The sequence below is a fragment of the Streptomyces sp. NPDC043908 genome, from assembly GCF_056435525.1.
Map to the genome: position 1 here is coordinate 202,092 of NZ_JBWKEI010000004.1, position 22,045 is coordinate 224,136.

Sequence of the window (22,045 nt, forward strand, 5' to 3'; positions counted from 1 at the left end):
TTCCCGCCTGTCACGCGAAGAACTGGATGAAGAAATGCATCGGTACAGGTCCCACACCTGCGGCGAGCTCCGCGCCTCCGACGTCGGCGCCGACGTCCGGCTGAGCGGCTGGCTGCACAATCGCCGAGACCTGGGCGGCATCCTCTTCATCGATCTGCGCGACCACTACGGCATCACCCAGCTGGTCGCCCGCCCGGGCACGCCCGGCGCGGAGGTCCTGGACAAGCTCTCCAAGGAGACGGTCGTCCGGATCGACGGCAAGGTCGTCTCGCGCGGCGCGGAGAACGTGAACGCGGACCTGCCGACCGGCGAGATCGAGATCGAGGTCGGCGAGGTCGAGGTGCTCGGCGCGGCCGGCCCGCTGCCGTTCACGATCAACGCCGAGGACGGCGTCAACGAGGAGCGGCGCCTGGAGTACCGCTTCCTCGACCTGCGCCGCGAGCGCATGCACCGCAACATCATGCTGCGCTCGGCCGTCATCTCGGCGATGCGCCACAAGATGACCGCGCTCGGCTTCAACGAGATGGCGACCCCGATCCTCGCCGCGACCTCCCCCGAGGGCGCCCGCGACTTCGTCGTCCCCTCCCGGCTGAACCCCGGCAAGTTCTACGCGCTGCCGCAGGCCCCGCAGCAGTTCAAGCAGCTGCTGATGATCTCGGGCTTCGACCGCTACTTCCAGATCGCGCCCTGCTTCCGCGACGAGGACGCCCGCGCGGACCGCTCGCCGGGCGAGTTCTACCAGCTCGACGTCGAGATGAGCTTCGTCGAGCAGGAGGACGTCTTCCAGCCGATCGAGAAGCTCATGACCGAGCTGTTCGAGGAGTTCGGCGGCGGCCGCCACGTCACCTCGCCGTTCCCGCGCATCCCGTTCCGCGAGTCGATGCTGAAGTACGGCAACGACAAGCCGGACCTGCGCGCCCAGCTGGAGCTCGTCGACATCACCGACGTCTTCGCCGGATCGGAGTTCAAGGCGTTCGCGGGCAAGCACGTGCGCGCGCTGCCGGTGCCGGACGTCGCAGGCCAGTCCCGCAAGTTCTTCGACGGCCTCGGTGAGTACGCGGTGGAGCACGGCGCCAAGGGCCTGGCCTGGATCCGCGTCGGCGAGGACGGCACCTTCGCGGGCCCGATCGCCAAGTTCCTCACCGAGGAGAACGTCAAGGTCCTCACCGAGCGCCTCGGCCTCGCCGCCGGGCACGCCGTCTTCTTCGGCGCGGGCGAGTACGACGAGGTCTCCAAGATCATGGGCGCGGTCCGCGTCGAGGCCGCCAAGCGCGCCGGCCACTTCGAGGAGGGCGTCTTCCGGTTCTGCTGGATCGTCGACTTCCCGATGTACGAGAAGGACGAGGAGACCGGCAAGATCGACTTCTCGCACAACCCCTTCTCCATGCCGCAGGGCGGTCTGGAGGCCCTTCAGACCCAGGACCCGCTGGACGTGCTGGGCTGGCAGTACGACATCGTCTGCAACGGCATCGAGCTGTCCTCGGGCGCGATCCGGAACCACGAGCCCGAGATCATGTTCAAGGCCTTCGAGGTCGCCGGGTACGACCGGGAGACCGTGGAGCGCGAGTTCGGCGGCATGCTCAAGGCGTTCCGCCTCGGCGCCCCGCCGCACGGCGGCATCGCCCCGGGCGTGGACCGCATCGTGATGCTCCTCGCCGACGAGCCCAACATCCGCGAGACCATCGCGTTCCCGCTCAACGGCAACGCGCAGGACCTCATGATGGGCGCGCCCACCGAGCTGGACGAGACGCGGCTGCGCGAGCTGAACATCCAGCTGCGCAAGCCGGTCGCGCCCAAGAACGCCGACAAGTAGCCGACAAGTAGCGGACAGCAGCCGCCGGAGCAGCCGTTTCCCCGGGCTGCTCCCCGGGCCGCCCCGTACGGCGACGGGCCCGGATCCCCCGCGGATCCGGGCCCGGGTCAGTCGTCGGCCGGGTCCACCGGGTCCGGCGCCGGCGGCCCGTGCGGACGCCTGGCGCTCTGCCGGTTCGCCTCGCGGACCTTGGCCAGCAGCTCCTCGCGGCGGCGCTCCTCCTCCGCCTGCGGCTGGTCGGTACTCCTCGTCACTGCGCGCACCCCCTCCGTACGTCACCCATGTGCGCAGCGTGCGCGCGCGGGACGCGGCCCGCAACCCGGGCAGGACACGCGAAAGGCCCGGAACCGCACGGCTCCCCCGCTCCGGAGAGCGGGGAAGCCGGGTTCCGGGCCTTCACGCACGCGTTACGCGGGCTTCTCCTCCAGACGCGGGAACAGCACCGCGCCCTTCGTCACCGTCGCCCCGGCCGGCAGCAGGCCCCAGGTGCCGACGTCCCCCATCCGCTGGTCGGCCAGCGCGCCCAGACCGGCCGCCTCGGCGCCCAGCGACTCCCACAGCTTCTGCGAGGTGTCGGGCATGACCGGGTTCAGCAGGACCGCGACCGCGCGCAGCGCCTCGGCGGCGGTGTAGAGGATGGTCGCCAGGCGCGCCCGGCCCTCCTCCGACTCGTCCTTGGCCACCTTCCACGGCTCCTGCTCCGTGATGTAGCCGTTGACCTGCTTCACGAAGTCGAAGACGGCCAGGATGCCGCCCTGGAAGTCCAGCTCCTCGCCGATCTTCCGGTCCGCCTCGGCCACGGCCTTCGCCAGGCCGTCGGCGATCGCCCGCTCGGCGTCGCCGGCGGCCGTCGCCGCGGGCAGCGCGCCCCCGAAGTACTTGCCGACCATGGCCGCCACGCGCGAGGCGAGGTTGCCGTAGTCGTTGGCGAGCTCCGAGGTGTACCGGGCGGTGAAGTCCTCCCAGGAGAACGAGCCGTCCTGGCCGAAGGCGATCGCGCGCAGGAAGTACCAGCGGTAGGCGTCCACACCGAAGTGCGAGGTCAGGTCCTGCGGCTTGATGCCGGTGAGGCTCGACTTGGACATCTTCTCGCCGCCGACCATCAGCCAGCCGTGCCCGAAGACCTGGCCGGGCACGGGCAGGCCGTTGGCCATCAGCATCGCGGGCCAGATGACCGCGTGGAAGCGGAGGATGTCCTTTCCGACCAGGTGCACGTTGGCCGGGAAGGTCTGCTCGAACTTCTCCTGGTTGGCGCCGTAGCCGACGGCCGTGGCGTAGTTCAGGAGCGCGTCGACCCACACGTAGATGACGTGCTTGTCGTCCCAAGGGATCGGGACGCCCCAGTCGAAGGCCGACCGGGAGATCGACAGGTCCTGGAGGCCCTGCTTCACGAAGTTCAGGACCTCGTTGCGGGCCGACTCGGGCTGGATGAAGCCCGGGTTCGCCTCGTAGAACTCCAGGAGCTTCGGGCCGTACTCGGACAGCTTGAAGAAGTAGTTCTCCTCCTTGAGGATCTCCACCGGCTTCTTGTGGACGGGGCACAGCTTGGTGCCGTCCTCGGCCTCGATGAGGTCCCCGGGGAGCTTGTACTCCTCGCAGCCCACGCAGTACGGGCCCTCGTAGCCGCCCTTGTAGATCTCGCCCTTGTCGTACAGGTCCTGCACGAACTCCTGCACCCGGTCGGTGTGCCGCTTCTCCGTCGTCCGGATGAAGTCGTCGTTCGCGATCTCCAGGTGCTCCCAGAGGGGCTTCCAGGCCTCCTCGACGAGCTTGTCGCACCACTCCTGCGGGGTGACCCCGTTCGCGTCGGCCGTGCGCATGATCTTCTGACCGTGCTCGTCCGTGCCGGTGAGGTACCACACCTTCTCGCCGCGCTGACGGTGCCAGCGCGTGAGCACGTCGCCTGCGACGGTCGTGTAGGCGTGGCCCAGGTGAGGAGCGTCGTTGACGTAGTAGATGGGGGTCGATACGTAGAAGGACTTCACGTCGTTCGCCCCCTGCTTCTCGGATCCAGTGGCCGCCATGGTCGAAATCCTAACGGCCGCGGGGAGATCCACTCACCCGCGTAAACGCGCGGGGCGCGGGGGACCGGGGCGCGGGGGACCGTGCGACCGGTCCTCCCGCGCTCCCGGGCCGCGGGGGATCAGTCCCGCTGGGCGAACCCGGCGAGGAGGCCCTGGTAGAACGCGGAGTCGGGCACGTCACTGGGCGCGGGCCCCGCGTGCAGGAACGCGGCGTTGGGAGCGTCCAGCTTCCGCAGGAAGTCGAACGCCTTGCTGTCGTCCTCGCCGAACGCCACGAACTGCCAGAACAGGTCCTTGCCGGCCGCGTCGGCGAGCGCCTCCCGGGCGGCCACCTTGGCGTCCGGGGCGCCGTCGGTCTGGAAGACCACCAGCGCGGGGCCGTCGCCGCGGCTCTTCTCGTAGTGCTCCACGACCGCCTCGACGGCGCACTGGTAGCTGGTGCGCCCCATGTGCCCGAGCGCGGCGTGCGTCTCGTCGATGACGCCCTCGTACGAGGTGAGGGAGAGGTCGGCGGTGCCGTCGAGCTCGGTCGAGAAGAACACGGTGTGGACGGCGGCGTCCTCGTCGAGGTGCGCGGCGAGCGCGAGCACCCGCTCGGCGAGGTGCTGGGCGCTGCCGTCCTTGTAGTACGGCCGCATCGACCCGGACCGGTCCAGCACGAGGTACACCGCGGCCCGCGCGCCGTTCAGCCCGGCCTTGCGCAGCTGGGCCCCGGCGGCCTTGTAGTGGTCGACGAGACCGGGGGCGCGGGACTTGAGCCGGGGGAGGGTGACGGCGGGGGACGCCTTGGCGGGGGATGCCTCGGGGGCGTCCTTGGTGTCGGCGCCGGCGCCGGCCTTGGCGTTGGCGGGCTCGGGGTCGTCCTTCGCCTTGGGCTTGGCGTTCACTGGCTCGGGCTTGCCCTTGGCCTTGGCCTGTACGGCTTCCGGTTCGGGGGCGGGCTCGGGCTCGGCGGCCTTGGGCTCCGGCTTCGGCTCGGGCTCGACGGCCTCGGGCTCCGGCTTCGGCTCGGCGGCCTCGGGCCCGGACTCCGCCTTCGGCTCGGCGGCCTTGGGCTCGGACTCCGCCTTCGGCTTCGGCTTGGGCTCGACGGCCTTCGTCTCTGGCTCGGGCTCCGGCTTGGCCTTCGGCTTCGACTTCGGCACGACGACTTCGGCCTCCGCCTCATCCTGCGCCTCGGCCTTGGGCGGTTGCGGCTTCGGCTCGGCCTCCGTGGTCTTCTCCGCCCGCGGGGACTCCGCGCGCGGCTGCGGGACCTCGGAGGCGGCGGGCTCCGGCTTCGGCTCCGCCTTCGACTCCGGGTCCGCCTTCGCCTTCGGCTTCGGCTTCGACTCCGGGGTCGGAGCCGGGGCCGGTGCCGACTGCTCGGCCGGGGACGCGTCCTCCACGGGTCGCGTCGGCGCCGGGACGGCGGCCCGCGGCGTCGCGTCGAACGCCGCCGCGACCAGTTCCTCCGCGGGGGACAGGTCGCGCCGGGCGGGCGCCGGGACGGTCGGGGTGGGGTTCGTGGACGCGGCCGGTGCCGACTCCTCGGCGGGGGCCGGTACGGCCGCCGCGGCCGGGGCCGACTCCTCCGCCGGAGCCGCCGTCAGGTCGGCGCTCTCCGCGTCGCGATCGCGTCCGAACACTTTGCGCAGCAAGCTCCGAATGCCCATGGGCGAGGCCTTTCGCATGAGTTGGGTGCGATGTGCGGTGCAGGGTGGTGCAGGGCGTTGCGTACCCACGCCGCGTGAGCGGGAGCACGAGCGTGGACACGTAAGGTTAGCGATCCGATCCGGTCAACCTCGGCAGGGGGCGGACGACGCCGTACCGCTTACGCCCCGGACGGATCCGTCACCGATCGGTCTGCTGCCCCGGATCGCCCGGGTACACGCGGGGTCCGCGCCGCGCCGGGCACCGTCAGGGACGCAGGGCCAGCGGGCCCGACAGCCAGGTGCGGTACGGGGCGGACTGCCGCGCCGCCTCCCAGTACGCCGCGTCCAGCGCCGAGTGCACCGTCCCGTACACCCCCGACTCGTACGCCCCGGCCCGCGCCGCCAGCAGCAGCCGCACCGCCAGCGGGTCCCCCCGCAGCGGGCGGATCGCCATGTCCGCGCGGGGCCGGGACGTGGGCTGACAGGGCGTGACGACCTCGCCGGACGCCACCAGGGACGCCGCCGTCAGGTAATCGCCGTGCAGCACACGGGGGTTGAGGCCCGCCTCCGCGAACACGCGCCGCAGCCCGTCCCATTCCCCGTCCACACTGGGATCCACCATCCAGCGGTCCCCCGCCAGATCGGCGAGGTCCACCACGTCCTCCTCGGCCGCCGGATGGTCGGCCGCCAGGGAGATGAACTGCGGTTCGCGCTCGACGAGCACCCGCACGTCGAGTCCCTCGGGCACCCGCAGCGGGCACCCCTCCACCTGGTGGACGAAGGCCACGTCGAGCTCGCCCGCCGCGACCAGGTTCAGCAACGCGTGGGCGGAGACGTCGACATGGAGCTGCGTCTCCGTGCCGGGCAGCCGCTCGCGCAGCCGCCGCAGCCACCCCGGAATGGCCCGGCTGGCGGTGGACCCGATCCGCAGCCGAGGCCGCCCGTCCACGCCGTCGACGGCCGCGCGCACCTCCGTGAGCAGCGCGTCCATCCCCGCGAGCAGCGGCCGGGCGCGGCTGAGGACGGTCCGGCCCAGCGGTGTCGGGCGGCAGCCGGTGCGCTCCCGGGAGAAGAGCAGGCCGCCCAGTGAGTGCTCGATCCGCCGGAGCTGGGTGGTCAGGGCCGGCTGGCTGGTTCCGAGCTGCCGCGCGGCCCTGTGCAGACTGCCGGTGTCGGCGATCGCGCACAGCGCGCGGAGATGCCTCACGTCGAGCTCCATGGCCCGAGCGTAAAGCGCTTGTCATGTCCCGCACTAGACGGCCGAATCCGGGCGGATAACGCGGGGTTATCGCCGGTTGTCATCATCCCCGGGCACATCCGGCTCCCCGACACTCGCCCTTGCCCCCGGCAACCCACCGGGGACACCCCCACGAATGAACGAGCAGGAGCCCCCCATGAGACACCAGAGGACTGTCGTCCTGTCCGCCGCCCTGGGTCTGGCGCTCGCCGGCCTGGGCGCGATCCCCGCCACGGCCGCCGCCCCCTCCGCCGCTTCCCTGTCTTCCTCTTCGTCGTCCTCTTCCGCGTACGTGCACGGCGCGTCGTACGCCGGGTCCGCCAAGGAGGCGGCCAACAACAAGGCGTTCTACGACGCCGTGATGAAGTCCGTGGCCAAGAAGCGGGCCGCCAACCCGCTGGCGGCCTCCGTCACCGTCTACTACAGCACCCGTAACGCGCCGAGCTTCCGTTCCCAGATATCGCAGTCCGCGCAGATCTGGAACTCCTCGGTGCAGAACGTCCGCCTCGCCGAGTCGTCGTCCGGCGCGGACTTCTCGTACTACGAGGGCAACGACCCGCAGGGCTCGTACGCGTCCACGGACGGGCACGGCGGCGGGTACATCTTCCTGGACTACCAGCAGAACCAGCAGTACTACTCGGTCCGTGTGGTCGCCCACGAGACCGGCCACGTCCTCGGGCTGCCGGACCACTACTCGGGTCCGTGCAGCGAGCTGATGTCCGGCGGCGGGCCGGGCACGTCGTGCCGGAACGCGTACCCGAACAGCACGGAGCGCTCGCGCGTGAACAGCCTGTGGCGCAACGGGCTGGCGTCGGCGTTCAAGCCGGCGGCGTAGCTCCTGGCCCGGCATGCGGCCGGCTGCCCGACGGGTCCGCTCCGCCCCGGTTGTCGTACCCCTCTGGCAGCATGGCCGCATGCCGAGTGTCTCTCCCCGCCGTTCGTGTCCGTCGTGCGGCCGTGCCGTGGCTGTGGTGGCGGGGCGGTATGTGCGCCATGATCCGCGGGCGCGGGTGGCGGGTGGGGGCGAGCTGACGCTGTGCCCCGGCTCGAAGCGCCCGGCCCCTCCGGGCCTGGGCCAGCCGACCCTGGACGGCTACGAGGTGGCCCCGTTCCCGGGGCAGTTGCCGCTGTTCTGAGGGGGGACCCTGCGGGGCGGCTGTGGGTAACGGGTTGCCGGACCGCGCAGTTCCCCGCGCCCCTTTTGCGCCCGGCCTTCGTCTGCGGACCGGTGGAGGCGCACCCGCGCAGTTCCCCGCGCCCCTGAAGGGCCGGGCCGTCGTGTGTCTGCGGGTCGTGGTGGGTTGCTCGCGCAGTTCCCCGCGCCCCTGGGGGTCTGTGGCCGAGCCGAGTTCACCGGCTCAGGGTGGACTACCTAGGGGCGCGGGGAACTGCGCGACCAGCCGTCCACGGTCTGCAGGCGAAGAGTAGGGGGTCTGTGGCCGAGCCGCGTTCACCGGTTCAGGTGGACTACCTGGGGGCGCGGGGAACTGCGCGACCGGCCATCCACGGTCCGCAGGTGAAGAACAAGCACCCGGGGCCGAGCCAGGATTCGCCGCTCAGGCGGACTACCCAGGGGCGCGGGGAACTGCGCGGTCAGCCCCTACTCGTCCGCAGACGAAGGCCGGGCACCAAGAGCGGCGCGGGGAACTGCGCGGCCAGCCCCCCACCGGGCCGCAGGCGAAGGGCGCACCCCGAGCGGTGCCCTCACTCCCGTGTGTAGAACACATAGAACGCCGCCAACCCCATCCCCGCCCCCAGCACCGCCCCCATCCCCGCCGCCCCCAGCACACTCTCGCCCGACTGGGCATACAGGAACCCCGTCCCCGCGCCGAACAGCGTTCCGAACGCCAGCGCCCGGAGTTCGCGGGGCAGGCGGCCCTGGATCAGCAGAAGGCCGAGGCCCAGGGCCGCGATCACCGCCCCGGACACCAGGCCCAGCGCGATGTTCCCGCCCGTCACCTCCCCGCCCCTGCGGCTGATGGACGCGGCCCAGAAGCCGTAGAAGACGCCGGTCACGAGCGGCAGGGCGGTCAGGGCCGGCGGCAGGCCGAGCCGGGACGGCCTGCCGGTGGCGCGGCTCGGCCTCGACGTCGGCCGCCTCCTCGGCATCGCTGCGTGTGAGGACATGGCGGGCTCCTTCCCACGGCACCTTCCACAGCACCTTCCACGACACTTCCCCCATACAGCCCACACCCGCGCGCCCCACCCGGCAACCCGGGGTTGGCTGGACCCGTGCGCCCCCACGTCACCGCCGTCGGCCTCGGCATCGCCGCAGGCGGGCTCGGGCTGCGCGCGCTGGTCGCCCTCGGCCGGGTCCTGACCCTCGCCGACCTCCCGCCCCGCGCCGACCCCGGCACGGCGGCGGGCGTGTACGACGCCCTCACCGCCCTCCTGCGCACCACCGCCTGGGCCGCCGTCGCCGCCGGTCTCGCGCTGGCGCTGACGGCGTGGCTCAGCGGTCGCGTACGGCTCAGTGGTCGCGTACGGCCCGGTGGTCGCGTACGGCGAGCTCCGCCAGCCGGCGAAGCGCCGCGTCCAGCACCGGCCGTGGCGGCGACGCCAGACCCACCCTGACCGCGTCCGGCGCCGACCCCGCGCCCACCGCGAACGCGCTCCCGGGCGTCACCGCGACCCCCAGCTCCCGGACGGCCGCCGCCACGAAGGTCTCCGCCCGCCACGGCTCGGGCAGCTCCCACCAGCAGGAGAAGGAGCAGGGGTCCGTACGGACGGAGAAGGCGCCCAGGTGGCGCGCGACCAGCGCCTGCCGCGCCGCCGCCTCCGCCCGCTTCGCCGCCGTCACCGCCTCCACCGTCCCGTCCTCCACCCACCGCACCGCCGCCTCCAGGGCGAACCGGGCCGCCGTCCACGCCCCCGACCGCAGCGCCCGCGCGGCCTCCTCCCCGTACGCCTCGGGCACGCTCAGGAACCCGACCGTCAGGCCCGGCGCCAGCCGCTTGGAGAGGCTGTCGACGAGCAGGGTCCGCTCCGGGGCGTACGCCGCCAGCGGTGCGGGCGTTCCGTCCCCGTCCGCCAGGAACGCCCAGGTCGTGTCCTCGACGGCGGCGAGCCCCGACTCCCGCAGGACCGCCGCCAGTTCCGCCCGCCGCGCCCCGGGCATCGTCAGCGACAGCGGATTGTGGAGCGTCGGCTGGACGTACACCGCGCTCAGCGGCGTCCGCCGGTGCACCGCCTCCAGCGCCGAGGGCAGCATCCCCGACCCGTCCGTCCCGATCGGCACCAGGGTGACCCCCAGCCGCTCCGCCACCGCCTTGACCAGCGGATACGTCAGCTCCTCCACGCCCACCCGGGCCCCGGGCCCGGCCAGTGACGACAGCGCCGCCGCGATCGCCTGACGGCCGTTGCCCGCGAACAGCAGCCGGTCCGGGTCCGGGCGCCAGCCGGGGCGGGCCAGCAGCCGGGCCGCCGCCGCCCGCGCCTCGGGCGTACCGTCCGCCGCCGCCGGGCGGGTCGCTCGAAGGAGCACGTCCGGGCGGGACAGAGCCGTGAGGGCACGGCCCATCAGCTCCGACTGGCCGTCCGCCACGGGGTAGTTGAGCTCCAGGTTCACCGGCGTACGGCCGCTGTCCTCGGCGAGCACCGACCCGGGGTGCGGCGGCGCCGCCCGGACGAACGTGCCGCGCCCGACCTCGCCCACCACCAGGCCCCGCCGCACCAGCTCCCCGTACGCCCGGATCGCGGTGGAGACCGCCACCCGGTGGCGGCGCGCGAACGTCCGCTGGGGCGGCAGCCGGTCGCCCGGCCGCAGCCTTCCGTCGGCTATCGCCGCCGCGACCCCGTCCGCCAGCCGCAGGTAGTCCATCGCACCTCCAGATCCCGCCCGCAGTGCACCGGGAGCAGCAGCAGTGCCCCGGGAGCAGTCTTGCACCGAGACGCCACATTGCACCGAGAGCAAAGATCTTATTGCACCGAGGGGTTGGGCCCGCCTAGCCTCCTGACATGCCCACCACCTACACCGACCGGGGCACGGGCGACGCCCTGCTCCTGGTCCACGGCCATCCCTTCGACCGCACGATGTGGGACCGGCAGACCGAGGAGTTCGCGCGCTCGCACCGGGTCGTCGCCCCCGATCTGCGCGGCTACGGCAGCGCGCCCCGCACCCCCGGCGCGACCACCACCCTCCTCTCCGACTTCGCCGAGGACGTCCTGGCGCTCGCCGACCGGCTCGGCCTCGGGCGCTTCCTCCTCGGCGGGCTCTCCATGGGCGGCCAGATCGTCATGGAGTGCTACCGCCTCTTCCCCGAGCGGATCAGCGGTCTGCTCCTCGCGGACACCTTCCCCGCCGCCGAGACCCCGGCCGGACGCACCGCCCGCCGCGAGGCGGCCGACCGGCTCGTACGCGAGGGCATGAAGCCGTACGCCGACGAGGTCCTGGAGAAGATGGTGGCGCCGTACGCGGACGCGGCGGTCAAGGCGCGGGTGCACCGGATGATGACCGCGACCGACCCTGAGGGGGCTGCCGCCGCGCTGCGCGGGCGCGCCGAGCGGCCCGACTACCGGGAGCTGCTCACCACGGTCACCGTTCCCACCCTGATCGTGGTGGGCCGCGACGACACGTACACCCCGGTCGCCGACGCCGAGGCCATGCACGCGGCGGTCCCCGGGTCCGCCCTGGTGGTCGTGGAGCGGGCGGCCCATCTGCCCAACCTGGAGCGGCCCGAGGAGTTCAACGCGGCCGTGCGCGCCCATCTGACGGGCTGAGCGCACCGCGGACCGCTCCCCGGCGGGGACAGCGGCCCGCGACGCCAGGCTCGGCGACTCCGTCGGCCCCGCGAACCCGTCGGCCCCGCGAACCCGTCGGCCCCGCGAAACCCGTCGGTCCGGCGAACCCGTCGGCCGGGCGGGTCCCTTCGCGGGGCGGGCCGGGTTGCCCGGGGTGCGGGCGGCGCGCTCCTGGGTGAGGATCGGACCGTCCGGAAGCCCGGTTGCAGGGGGGCCTAGCCGAGCAGGAGGCGTCAAGGTATGCGCGCTGTCGCGGTTCAGGCCTTCAGGGCCACGCCGGAGGTCATCCATGTCCCCAAGCCGGAACCCGGCCCGGGCGAAGTGCTGGTGAAGGTCGCGTACGCGGCCCTCAACCCGTTCGACTGGCAGGTCGCGGACGGCCTCCTCGACGGCCGGGCCCCGCACGTCTTCCCCCTGGTCCTCGGCGTCGACTTCGCCGGCCGTGTGGACGTGGTCGGGCCCGGCGAGAACCGGTTCGTGGTGGGCGACGCGGTGTACGGGCAGGCGGCGCGGCCACCGGTGGGGACCGGCACGTACGCGGAGTACGTGACGATGCCGCACGACGCGACCATCGCCGGGGTGCCCGACGGGCTCGCGCTGCGGGCGGCCGCGGCCCTGCCCACGGCCGGGATGACCGCGCTCCAGATCCTGCGCACGGGTATGGCGCTCGAACCGGGCGACTCGATGCTCCTGGTGGGCGCGGCGGGCGGGGTCGGCAGCGCGCTGACCCAGTTGGCGGCGGCGCGGGACATCCGGGTGGTGGCGGTGGTGCGGGGCGCGGAGCGGGAGCGGATGCGGGCGCTGGGCGCGGCCCTGGCGATCGACTCCACCGAGGAGTCGGTGCGCGAGGCGTGCGAACGGGCCGTGCCGGGCGGGGTGGACGCGGTGGTGGACCTGGTGTCGGCGGACGCGGAGGCCTTCGAGGCGTACGCCCGGCTGATGCGTCCGGGCGGCGCGGCCCTGAGCACCCGGGGCGCGGCCCCGTCCGACAGGGGAGTGAACTTCCAGCTCACGGCGTCGGGCGCGCTGCTCGACGCGCTGGCGGCCGCGGCACTGGCGGGTGACGTGCACGTGCCCGTGGAGGCGGAATACCCGTTGGAGAAGGTGGCGGAGGCGATGGAGCGGAACCGGGCGGGCGGGGCGCGGGGGAAGACGCTGTTCGTGCCGTAGACGTGCCGTAGATGTCCGTTTTCTCGGGGTGGGCGGGAAAGTTTGTCCACAGGGTGTGGATAAATATTCGCCCGCACGGCTCTCTCCCGGCACGGGTAGACCCACCCAAAAGGTTCTATTCACCGTGATCGCATACTGATGCCATGGGTGCACAGCTCGACGTGGACAAGGGCCCGGGCGGCCGGGGACGGGTGCGGCTCGCGCCGCCGCAGTGGCTGGTCAGCGGGTTGCGCCCGCAGAGCACCCCGATCGTGTGGCCCGGAGTCGCCCGGGCCGGCATCGCGCTGGCGGCCCCGCTGGCCGTGGGCTTCGCCACCGACCAGCCGACGTACGGCGCGCTGGTGTCCATGGGCGCGCTCTCCGGGGTCATCGGCGACACCGCCGACGCGTACCGGATGCGGGTCTTCAACATCGCCGTGCCGCAGCTCTTCGGCGCCCTCGGGGTCACCCTGGGGACCCTGGTGTACGGCGAGGGCTGGTTCGCGGTCGCCGCGCTCACCCTGGTCGCGCTCGTCTCCGGAATGATCTCGTCCATCGGGGCGGTGGCGTCCGTGTCCGGGCTGCTGCTCCTGCTGAACGCCGTGGTCGGGGCCGGACTGCCGATGCCCTCGCCCTGGTGGAAGGCCCCGCTGCTGCTCTCCCTCGGCGGGCTCTTCGTCCTGCTGCTCACCCTGCTCGGCTGGCCGCTGCGCAACCGCGTCCCGGAACGGACGGCCGTAGCCTCCACCTACCGGGCGGTGGCCGATCTCCTCGAAGCCGCGGGCACACCGGCGTACGACGCCCGGCGGCAGGCGGTCACGCAGTCGCTCAACCAGGCGTACGACCTGGTGCTCGCGCGCCGCACCCGCGACCACGGACGGCGCAGCCCCCTGGTGCGGCTGCTCGCCCAGCTGAACGTGGTGATCCCCCTGGTGGAGGCGGCCCCCGCGGCGCATCTGCGCGGGCGTCCGCTGCCGCCCGAGATCCCCGCGGCCGTACGGGAGCTGGCGACGGCGGTGGAGCGGGCGCGCACCGGACCGGTGCAGGACCTGGCCCTGCCGGAGGCGGCCGCGCCGTCGGAGCGGGCGGTGGACGCGGCGCTGCGGCACGCGGCCGTGGTGGTCCACAAGCCGGACCCCGACCCGTACAACGTCGACGACCGGCTCGGGCGCCCGGCGGCGCTGCGCATCCGGGTGCGGCGGGGCGCGCGCAACGTGCTGTTCTCCCAGGCCTCCTGGCGGTACGGGCTGCGGCTCGCGCTCTGCATCGGGCTCGCCCAGGCGCTGGTGTCGCTGGTGGCGGTGGAGCGCTCGTACTGGGTGGCGCTGACCGTCACGTTCGTCCTGAAGCCGGACTTCGGGTCGGTGTTCTCGCGGGCGGTGCTGCGCGCGCTGGGGACGGCGGTGGGTCTGGTGACCGCGGCGGCCGTGCTGGCGGAGGTGCCGCGCGGGTGGTGGGACGTGCCGGTGATGGTGGTACTGGCCGCGCTGATCCCGGCGTTCTCGGCGAAGGGGTACGCCTTCCAGACGGCGGCCATCACCCCGGTGATCCTGCTCCTGTCGGACCTCCTGAACCACCAGGGCTTCGGCCTGGTGCTGCCGCGCCTGTGGGACAGCCTGATCGGCTGCGGGATCTCGCTGGTGGCGGGCTATCTGCTGTGGCCGGAGAGCTGGCACACCCGGATCGGGGACCGGCTGGCGGACGCGGTGGCGGACGCAGCGGGGTACGTGGAGTGCGCGTTCGGCGGGGAGGGCCAGGACCAGGCGGAACGGGTGCGCCGGCGCCGCCGGATCTACCGCGACCTGTCGGTGGTCCGCTCCGAGTTCCAGCGCGCGCTGACCGAGCCGCCGCCGACAGGGGCGCGGGCGGCGGCGTGGTGGCCGCTGGTGGTGGCGGTGGAGCGGATCGTGGACGCGACGACGGCGGCACGCGTACGGGTCAACCACGGCGCGGCCCCTCCGGCGGAGGAGGAAGTGGAGGCGGCGGTACGGGAGTTGCGCGGGCTGGCGGACGGGCTGCGGGCGTCGTCCACGCTGGTGGAGGTACGGGCGTCGCTGACGGGCCCGGAGGAGGGGGTACTGGGCCCCCTCCGCCAGGAGGTCCGAGCGGCTCGGGCGATTGCTTCGCCAAGGGGTTGAGGGGGGCGGGAGTGTTTGCCCACCCGCCCGCCCGTGCGGCGGGGCTGGGAGGGCCCGGGCCTCTGGTGGGTGCCTCCGACCGGAGGGCGTCCGCGGGCCGGCGGGCGACACCCCGCACGGCCCACCCGCCCGCCCGTGCGGCGGGGTTGGGCAAGCCCGGGCCTCTGGTGGTCGGCTCCGACCGGAAGGCGTCCGCAGGCCGTGATCGGCGCGCCCCCATGACCCACCCGCCCGCCCGTTCGGCCGGGTTGCGCAGGCCCGGGCCTCCAGGCAGTGGCCCCCGCCGCTGGCGGCCGTGCGCCGCCGTTGCATCCGACACTGCCGCACCACTGTCGCCCACGGCTCCGCTGCGCGGATCGGTAGCCCTTCGGCTGCGGGCCGGTGGGGGCCGTTCGCGCAGTTCCCCGCGCCCCTGAGGCAGCCCCCCGCAACCGGGAAACCCTGCTCGGGCACGGCCCCTTGAGGGGCGCGGGGAACTGCGCGGGCAACCCTCCACGGTCCGCACGTGGGGGAGGGTCCGGGTGGATCAGGCCGCAGCCGCAGTCCGGGGTGGCCTACAGGGGCGCGGGGGCCCGCCCGGTTTCGGTGGGCCCACCGGGGTGCGGGGAACGGATACCCCCACCCCGCCTGCGCGGTCCCTGCCCATGGGGGCCGACCAAGGACCAGAAGTCGCTACCCCCTATTTCTCACCCCCGTTACACTCCCCCCATGACCCCCGCGCAGCACTCCACCTGGTGGCGCTCCTCCTAGGAGCGGCCACCGGATCTGCGCGTATGCGCGTTCGCGAAAAGGGCCGTTCGGTATCGGACGGCCCTTTCGCATGTCCCGCCTCGCCCCTTCCGCGAGGAGGCAGGGAGACGGCCGTCCCCCCGGACCACGGCCTCCACCCACCTCCCCAGAAGGGCACAGACCCATGACCCGCATGCTCACCGGCGACCGCCCCACCGGCCCCCTCCACCTCGGCCACTACTTCGGCACCCTCCGGAACCGCGTCCGCCTCCAGGACAGCGGTGCCGAGATCTTCGTCGTCGTCGCGGACTACCAGGTGATCACCGACCGCGACATCGCCGACGACCTCCTCGGCCACACCCACCGCCTCGTCCTCGACTACCTCGCCGTCGGTATCGACCCGGCCCGCGCCACCGTCTTCACGCACAGCGCCGTCCCCGCCCTCAACCAGCTCCTCCTCCCCTTCCTCAGCCTCGTCTCCGTCGCCGAGCTCGGCCGCAACCCCACCGTCAAGGACGAGATCGCGCACTCGCGCCAGTCCGCCGTCAGCGGGCTGATGTTCACGTATCCGGCGCACCAGGCCGCCGACATCCTCTTCTGCAAGGCCGATGTCGTCCCCGTCGGGCAGGACCAGGTCCCGCACCTCGAAGTCACCCGGACCATCGCCCGGCGCTTCAACGACCGGTACGGGACCGTCTTCCCGGAGCCCGAGGCCATGCTCTCCGCCGCGCCCGTCCTCCTCGGCACCGACGGGACGAAGATGAGCAAGTCCCGCTCCAACTCCATCCCGCTCTCCGCCACCGCCGACGAGACCGCCGTCCTCATCCGCCGCGCCACCACCGACGCGGACCGCCGCATCACCTACGATCCGGCCGGGCGTCCCGGCGTCTCGGGGCTGCTCCAGCTCGCCGCGCTCTGCCAGGACCGGGACCCGCACGCTGTCGCCGCCGACATCGGTGACGGGGGCGCCGCCGCGCTCAAGCGGGCCGTCACCGAGGCCGTCAACACCCGGCTCGCGCCGCTCCGGGCGCGCCGTGCCGAGTACGCGCGCGACCTCTCGTACGTACGGGACGTCCTCCACGAGGGAAACAAACGCGCCAACGCCGTCGCCGAGGCCACGCTCGACGAGGTGCGCGCCGCCATGGGGGGTTTTCGCTAAAGGTGGGCATTCACCTGCCGAGTTCGGAATTGCGGGCCGGTGAAGCCGCCGTGCCGCGCATTGCGGAGACGTTGTCACCTGGGTGAGTAATCCGCCATCCGGCGTGGCGGCAGAGCCCCGGAAGGCAGGCATCACGGCTATTGACTGGCGAGTAACAACCGCTCATACTCGCACGCATGGCCGGGCCATGGGCCGCTCTGCCGCGCACGCTCGCGGCGGAGCTGCGAAAGGAACAGAGTTCCACGGCGGCCGAGGTGATCCGGCAGATACGCCAGCACGTGCCGGAATTCTCCAGGCCGCTGCACGGGAAATTCGGGCACGGAATCCAGATGGGTGTGGAAACCGCTCTCGCCGAATTCGCGGATCTGGTGGAGGGCGGCGCCGGCGCGTCCGCCGACCCGGGCGGCGAGCGCTGGCGGGTCTACTGGGTGCTGGGGCGCGGTGAGTTCGCGGAGGGCCGCAGCCTGGACGCGCTCCAGGCCGCGTACCGGCTCGGCGCCCGCGTCGCCTGGCGGCGGTACGCGCGCGCCGCGCGGCGGGCCGGGGTCGGGGCCGACCAGGTCGTCCTGCTCGCCGAGGCCGTCTTCGCGCACATCGACGAGATCTCCGCCGTCTCGGTGCGCGGCTACGCCGAGGCGCAGGCCGACAAGGCGGGCGCGCTCGGGCGGCGGCACCACCTGCTGGAGCGGATCGTCTCCCGTACCACCGGGCCCGCCCTCGAACAGGCGGCTGCGGCTGCGGGGTGGACGCTGCCGGACACGGTGGCGTGCGTCGCGCTCGGGCCGCCCGCCGAGCGCGACCGCATCCACCGCAGGCTGCCGCCCGACGTCCTCGCCGACCTGGAGGGACCGGAGCCGTTCCTGCTGGTCCCGGAGCCGGGGACGGCCTTCCGGGACCAGGTGTTCGCGGGGGCGCTCGACGCGCGCGGCGCGGTGGTCGGACCGGCCGTGCCGCTCGCGATGGCGGCGGACTCGCTGCGCTGGGCGCGCACCCTGCTCGCCCGCCTGGAAAAGCCCGGGGGGATCGTCGGCAAGCCCGAGGGGATCGTCCGCTGCGAGGAGCGGCTGCCGGAGCTGCTGCTCCTCGGGGACCAGCCGCTGGTGGGGCTCTTCGCCGACCGGCGGCTCCGGCCGCTGGACGACCTCACGCCCAAGCAGGCCACCCGGCTCGCCACCACCCTCCTGGTGTGGCTCCAGTGCCACCGGGGCAGCGCTCCGGAGGTGGCGGAGCGGCTGGAGCTGCACCCGCAGACCGTACGCCAGCGGCTGCGCCGGATCGAGCACCTCTTCGGCGCCGCGCTCGACGACCCGGACGCCCGCTTCGAACTCGAAGTGGCCCTGCGGTTCCGGCTGTTGGCGGGGGTGGGGACGGGGACGGGGGCAGAGCTGGGTGCGGCGGGCGGGCGGACGGCTTCGACGCCGTAACCGCCGTAACCGCCGTAACCGCCGCGCGACCCCTCCGAGTCGCTCCCGGCGTTGCCCGGCACTTCCCGTCGTTGCCCGCGCATGATCGTCTCCGCCGGGGCGTTCACCCCACCAGCCCCCCCGCGTCACTCGCGTGGCGGAACCCCGTACCTCCCCTTAGCGTGATGAAGGGCGCGTATCCCCTCGTAAGGAGACGTACGCCATGGGTCGTCATACCAAGGACGCCGTCGAAGAGGGCAGGGCGGAACGCATCGCCGCCGCTTCGGCACCGGAGGCGAGCGCCGAAGCGGCGGGCGGGGCGAGTCCCGACGGGCCGCCCCGGCGCGGTGAGGGCGCGGCCACGGCCGCCGCCGCGGCGGCCGGGCGCACCGGCCACCAGGGCGCCGCCCATGAACACCGCTGGCTGGTCCTCGCCGTCATCGGCCTCGCGCAGCTCATGGTGGTGCTGGACGCCACCATCGTGAACATCGCCCTGCCCTCCGCGCAGAGCGATCTCGGCTTCAGCGACGGCAACCGCCAGTGGATCGTCACCGCGTACGCCCTGGCCTTCGGCTCGCTGCTGCTGCTCGGCGGACGCGTCGCGGACCTGGTGGGCCGCAAGGCCGTCTTCCTGACCGGTCTGGTCGGCTTCGCGGTCGCCTCCGCGATCGGCGGCGCCGCGCCCAGCTTCACCGTGCTCGTCCTCGCCCGCGCCCTTCAGGGCGTCTTCGGCGCGCTGCTCGCGCCGGCCGCGCTCTCGCTGCTCACCACGACGTTCACCGACCCGAAGGAGCGCGCCAAGGCCTTCGGGATCTACGGCGCCATCGCGGGCACCGGCGGCGCGGTGGGACTGCTGCTCGGCGGTCTGCTCACCGAGTACCTCAACTGGCGCTGGTGTCTGTACGTGAACCTCATCTTCGCGGCCATCGCCTTCCTCGGCGCCCTGCGGCTGCTGCACCCCGGAGCCCCGGCCGACCGTCCCAAGCTCGACATCCCCGGCACGCTCCTGGTCTCGGCGGGTCTGTTCTGCATCGTCTTCGGTTTCTCCAACGCCGAGAAGCACTCCTGGAGTTCCGCGCAGACCTGGGGGTTCCTGGCGGCGGGCGGTGTCCTGCTGGTGGCGTTCGTCGCGTGGCAGCGGCGTGCCGCGCACCCGCTGCTGCCGCTGCGCGTCGTCCTCGACCGGGACCGCGGTGCCTCGTTCCTGGCCATGTTCATCTCGGGCGCCGGGATGTTCGGGGTGTTCCTGTTCCTCACGTACTACCTGCAACAGGTGCTGCGCTACTCGCCCGTGAAGACCGGACTCGCCTTCATCCCCATGGTCGTGATCATGATCGCGTCCTCGGTGATCGCGCAGAACCGGTTCGTGCCCAGGGTGGGCGCCAAACCGATCGTGCCGCTGGGGATGGGCCTGGGCGCGGCGGGCCTGGTGTGGATGACGGCGCTGGACGTCGACAGCACGTACGCGCCGCACGTCCTGCCGCCGCTGCTGGTGATGGGGTGCGGCATGGGCCTGATCTTCGCGCCGGCGATGAACCTGGCCACGGCCGGGGTCGCCGCCCACGACGCGGGCGTGGCCTCCGCGATGGTCAACACCAGCCAGCAGGTGGGCGGTTCGGTGGGCACCTCGCTCCTGAACACCCTGGCCACCAGCGCCGCCACCCACTACCTGGTCGGCAGGCAGCCGACCCCGCAGGTCCTCGCCAAGGCCCAGCTGCACAGCTACGCGACGGCCTACTGGTGGTCGGCCGCCTTCTTCGCCCTCGGCCTGCTCCTCACCGTGATCCTCTACCGCAAGGGCCCGCCCCGGGTGCCCCCGACGGAGGGCGGGGACGCGAGCCCGATCCACATGTGAAGGTGTGAAGGCGGAGCCGGGCGCGCCCCAAACGCCCCGGACGCCCCGGACGGCTCGCGGCCGCCCGGGGCGCTCGGCGTCAGACGAACAGGAACGCCCCCGCCGTCGCCGCCCCCAGCGCCGCCCCCGCCACGGTCTGCCCCACGGTGTGGTACCGCAGGGCCACCCGCGACCAGCACACCGCGACGGTGAGGGTGTGGAGGAGCAGCCACAGCGGCTCGTGCGTGACGGCGGCGAGGAGCGCCACCACGGCCGACGCCACCGACGCGTCCACCGAGATCTTCCACACCGTGTTCACCGCGAGCAGCCCGATCGTCATCACCCACAGCGCGAGCATCGCCGCGAGGATGCCGACGGGCGCGTCCCCGAGGACCATGACCAGCGAGCCGGTGCCGATCGAGCCGAGGATGACGAAGAAGATCGGCGCCCGTTTCGTACGGTCCACCACATGCCGGTCGCCCCAGGTGCCGCGTCCGCGCTCCCACTCGATGTAGCCGGCCGGGATCAGTCCCGCGCACAGCGCGCCCAGGAACCCCCACAGCAGGCCGGTCCAGTCGCCCGCCGCCGCGTACCCGATGCCGAGCATGCCGACGAGCAGGCAGTTGCGGGGCTGGAGGACGTTGGTGACGGCCAGGGCGACGGGCCGCCGGGCCGGGTCGTCGAGTCCGGTGGTGCGGCTGTCGGTGGTGTGGGGGTCAGGGGTGGTCCTGTCGGTGGTGCGGTGGTCGGGGGTGTTCCTGTCGGTGGTGCTGGTCACGCGGTGCTCTCCCGGGCTCCGGTCCGCGCCGACGCGAGGACCTCGCGGGCCCGGTCGTGCGGAATCGTCTGGTACGCGGCGGCCACCCGCACCAGCCAGGCGACCTCGCCGTCCTGGTCGGTGGCGTGCTGCGGTTCGATGGCGGCGGCCCGGCCGGCGGGGGCGCCCCCGGTCCTGGCGGCGAGCGCCGCCTTGATCCAGTACGCGTCGGCGAGCGGGCCGACGGCCTCGCTCCCGGCCGCCGCGCTGTCTGCGGCCCCGGCCCCGCCCCCGGCGGCCCGCTTGGCCGCGTCGAGGAGCTCGTCCGGCACATAGTGGCGCAGCTTCTCCACCGCGTCCGCGATGTCCGCGGCCCACCGGTCGATCCGCAGGTCGGCCGGGGTGTCGAAGCGCGTCAGCTCCCGGACCAGGGACCGGGGCGGCTCGAACGGCTGGTCCGGGAAGGCCGTCATCAGCTCGTACCAGAGCGGGTGGAGCCGGGCCTGCGCCCGCCACAGCCGCACCCGCCGCCAGCCCTTGTGGCACGCGGGGATGGACGCGCCCAGCGCGAAGAACGCGAACAGCACGATCTGCGAGGCCTCGGTGACCTCGTCGAAGCGGAGCGCGAACGACTTGCCCGGCCGGTCCACGACGCTCACCCACAGGAACAGCGTCCGGCTGAGGGTGTAGGCGACGCCGATGAACATGGCGAACGTCATCATGCCGAGCCCGAGGCGCAGATGGCGCACCCGGGCGTTGCCGGTGGCCAGCGCCCACTGGTAGGCGCAGACGGCCGAGGACGCGCCCAAGTACAGGTAGAACACGCTCATGTAGAGCGTCGCGCCCCATTGGCCCGCGTGGTCGGAGACGAAGCGGTCGGAGGGCACGGACCGGTCGACGACGGTGAAGAACAGCACGGTCAGCAGGACCAGGGTGGCCGCCGACGCCTTGGCGGCGACCCGCTGCACGGTCCGCGCGAACCGTACGTGGCGGGGGACGGCGCCCTCGTCCGGGAAGTGGCCGTAGATCGCCACGATGTAGCTGAGGATCGCCAGGATGGCGATGGTGGCGGTGTAGTGCTTGATGAGGACGGCGAGGTCGGTGACCTCGCTGTCGTTGAGGGTGATCCGTACGAACTTCGTCTTGGTCCACAGGGCGACGGCGAACCCGGCGTAACAGCCCCACAGGGCGCGCCGGCGCTTGTCCTCCTCGTCGCCCCACAGGGCGGCGGGCATACGCCACAGGGCGACGGCGGTCATCAGCGCGGCTATGAGGTAGCCGGCGAGGTCGAGGGGGCTCACGGGTTCCTTCGTGGGGAGCGGGGGGAGCGGGGGACTTCCAGGGGGCAGGTCGCGGGGACGAGGACGGGGACCGGCACGGGGACGAGGACGGGGAGGAGCGCGGGGACGAGCACGGGGGACCAGCGCG

At 73.3% G+C, this 22,045-nt stretch carries 17 protein-coding genes; 9 read left to right on the forward strand and 8 right to left on the reverse strand.

Annotated elements, in window-relative coordinates; genetic code table 11:
- The first annotated feature begins 34 nt into the window (after nucleotides 1–34).
- Entirely contained in the window at nucleotides 35–1,813 is a 1,779-nt protein-coding gene (gene aspS / locus AC069K_RS11525) for an aspartate--tRNA ligase (RefSeq protein WP_478614731.1), read from the forward strand.
- Between the two features lie 107 nt (nucleotides 1,814–1,920).
- On the opposite strand, the gene AC069K_RS11530 is transcribed toward aspS, so the two are convergent.
- From AC069K_RS11530 to AC069K_RS11545, 4 genes are all read right to left on the reverse strand, one after another.
- Nucleotides 1,921–2,067 (reverse strand): hypothetical protein, encoded by a 147-nt coding sequence (locus AC069K_RS11530; protein ID WP_358834272.1) that lies wholly within the window; start codon nucleotides 2,065–2,067, stop codon nucleotides 1,921–1,923.
- Between the two features lie 153 nt (nucleotides 2,068–2,220).
- Entirely contained in the window at nucleotides 2,221–3,837 is a 1,617-nt protein-coding gene (metG, locus tag AC069K_RS11535) for a methionine--tRNA ligase (protein ID WP_365100619.1), read from the reverse strand.
- A 119-nt stretch (nucleotides 3,838–3,956) separates the two neighbouring features.
- On the reverse strand, nucleotides 3,957–5,465 hold the full coding sequence (locus AC069K_RS11540; protein ID WP_478614735.1) for a VWA domain-containing protein: 1,509 nt from the start codon (nucleotides 5,463–5,465) through the stop codon (nucleotides 3,957–3,959).
- 271 nt (nucleotides 5,466–5,736) lie between these two features.
- Complete coding sequence (locus AC069K_RS11545) at nucleotides 5,737–6,690, reverse strand: LysR family transcriptional regulator (protein ID WP_365100615.1); 954 nt, start codon at nucleotides 6,688–6,690, stop codon at nucleotides 5,737–5,739.
- Between the two features lie 175 nt (nucleotides 6,691–6,865).
- Here AC069K_RS11545 and snpA point away from each other — a divergent pair, with 175 nt between their 5' ends.
- Both snpA and AC069K_RS11555 read left to right on the forward strand, forming a co-directional pair.
- Entirely contained in the window at nucleotides 6,866–7,543 is a 678-nt protein-coding gene (gene snpA, locus AC069K_RS11550; RefSeq protein WP_478614737.1) for a snapalysin, read from the forward strand.
- A 79-nt stretch (nucleotides 7,544–7,622) separates the two neighbouring features.
- Nucleotides 7,623–7,844 carry a hypothetical protein gene (locus tag AC069K_RS11555; RefSeq protein ID WP_478614741.1) on the forward strand — a complete coding sequence of 74 codons (222 nt, stop codon included), beginning with the start codon at nucleotides 7,623–7,625 and terminating at the stop codon, nucleotides 7,842–7,844.
- Nucleotides 7,845–8,412: 568 nt separating this feature from the next.
- On the opposite strand, the gene AC069K_RS11560 is transcribed toward AC069K_RS11555, so the two are convergent.
- Together AC069K_RS11560 and AC069K_RS11565 are read right to left on the reverse strand one after the other, a co-directional pair.
- The gene (locus AC069K_RS11560) at nucleotides 8,413–8,835 is read right to left on the reverse strand and encodes a hypothetical protein (protein WP_478614743.1); all 423 of its coding nucleotides are present in this window, start codon (nucleotides 8,833–8,835) and stop codon (nucleotides 8,413–8,415) included.
- A gap of 343 nt (nucleotides 8,836–9,178) precedes the next feature.
- On the reverse strand, nucleotides 9,179–10,528 hold the full coding sequence (locus AC069K_RS11565) for an aminotransferase-like domain-containing protein (protein ID WP_478614745.1): 1,350 nt from the start codon (nucleotides 10,526–10,528) through the stop codon (nucleotides 9,179–9,181).
- Between the two features lie 137 nt (nucleotides 10,529–10,665).
- Between AC069K_RS11565 and AC069K_RS11570 the strand changes: the two genes are divergently transcribed.
- From AC069K_RS11570 to AC069K_RS11595, 6 genes are all read left to right on the forward strand, one after another.
- A complete protein-coding gene (locus tag AC069K_RS11570; RefSeq protein WP_478614748.1) occupies nucleotides 10,666–11,427 on the forward strand; it encodes an alpha/beta fold hydrolase in 762 nt (253 codons plus the stop codon).
- Nucleotides 11,428–11,688: 261 nt separating this feature from the next.
- Nucleotides 11,689–12,618 (forward strand): NADP-dependent oxidoreductase, encoded by a 930-nt coding sequence (locus AC069K_RS11575; protein WP_478614751.1) that lies wholly within the window; start codon nucleotides 11,689–11,691, stop codon nucleotides 12,616–12,618.
- A gap of 143 nt (nucleotides 12,619–12,761) precedes the next feature.
- Nucleotides 12,762–14,735: an FUSC family protein gene (locus tag AC069K_RS11580; protein ID WP_478614754.1), complete on the forward strand. Its 1,974-nt coding sequence runs from the start codon at nucleotides 12,762–12,764 to the stop codon at nucleotides 14,733–14,735.
- A gap of 913 nt (nucleotides 14,736–15,648) precedes the next feature.
- Entirely contained in the window at nucleotides 15,649–16,623 is a 975-nt protein-coding gene (gene trpS / locus AC069K_RS11585; RefSeq protein WP_478614757.1) for a tryptophan--tRNA ligase, read from the forward strand.
- Nucleotides 16,624–16,799: 176 nt separating this feature from the next.
- A complete protein-coding gene (locus AC069K_RS11590) occupies nucleotides 16,800–18,047 on the forward strand; it encodes a PucR-like N-terminal domain-containing protein (protein WP_478614759.1) in 1,248 nt (415 codons plus the stop codon).
- Between the two features lie 436 nt (nucleotides 18,048–18,483).
- Nucleotides 18,484–19,881, forward strand: a complete 1,398-nt coding sequence (locus AC069K_RS11595) for an MFS transporter (protein ID WP_478615219.1) — start codon at nucleotides 18,484–18,486, stop codon at nucleotides 19,879–19,881.
- 79 nt (nucleotides 19,882–19,960) lie between these two features.
- Here AC069K_RS11595 and AC069K_RS11600 read toward each other — a convergent pair whose 3' ends face one another.
- Both AC069K_RS11600 and AC069K_RS11605 read right to left on the reverse strand, forming a co-directional pair.
- Nucleotides 19,961–20,515 carry a hypothetical protein gene (locus AC069K_RS11600; RefSeq protein WP_358834290.1) on the reverse strand — a complete coding sequence of 185 codons (555 nt, stop codon included), beginning with the start codon at nucleotides 20,513–20,515 and terminating at the stop codon, nucleotides 19,961–19,963.
- Nucleotides 20,516–20,634: 119 nt separating this feature from the next.
- Nucleotides 20,635–21,918 carry an MAB_1171c family putative transporter gene (locus AC069K_RS11605; RefSeq protein WP_478614762.1) on the reverse strand — a complete coding sequence of 428 codons (1,284 nt, stop codon included), beginning with the start codon at nucleotides 21,916–21,918 and terminating at the stop codon, nucleotides 20,635–20,637.
- Nucleotides 21,919–22,045 lie beyond the last annotated feature (127 nt).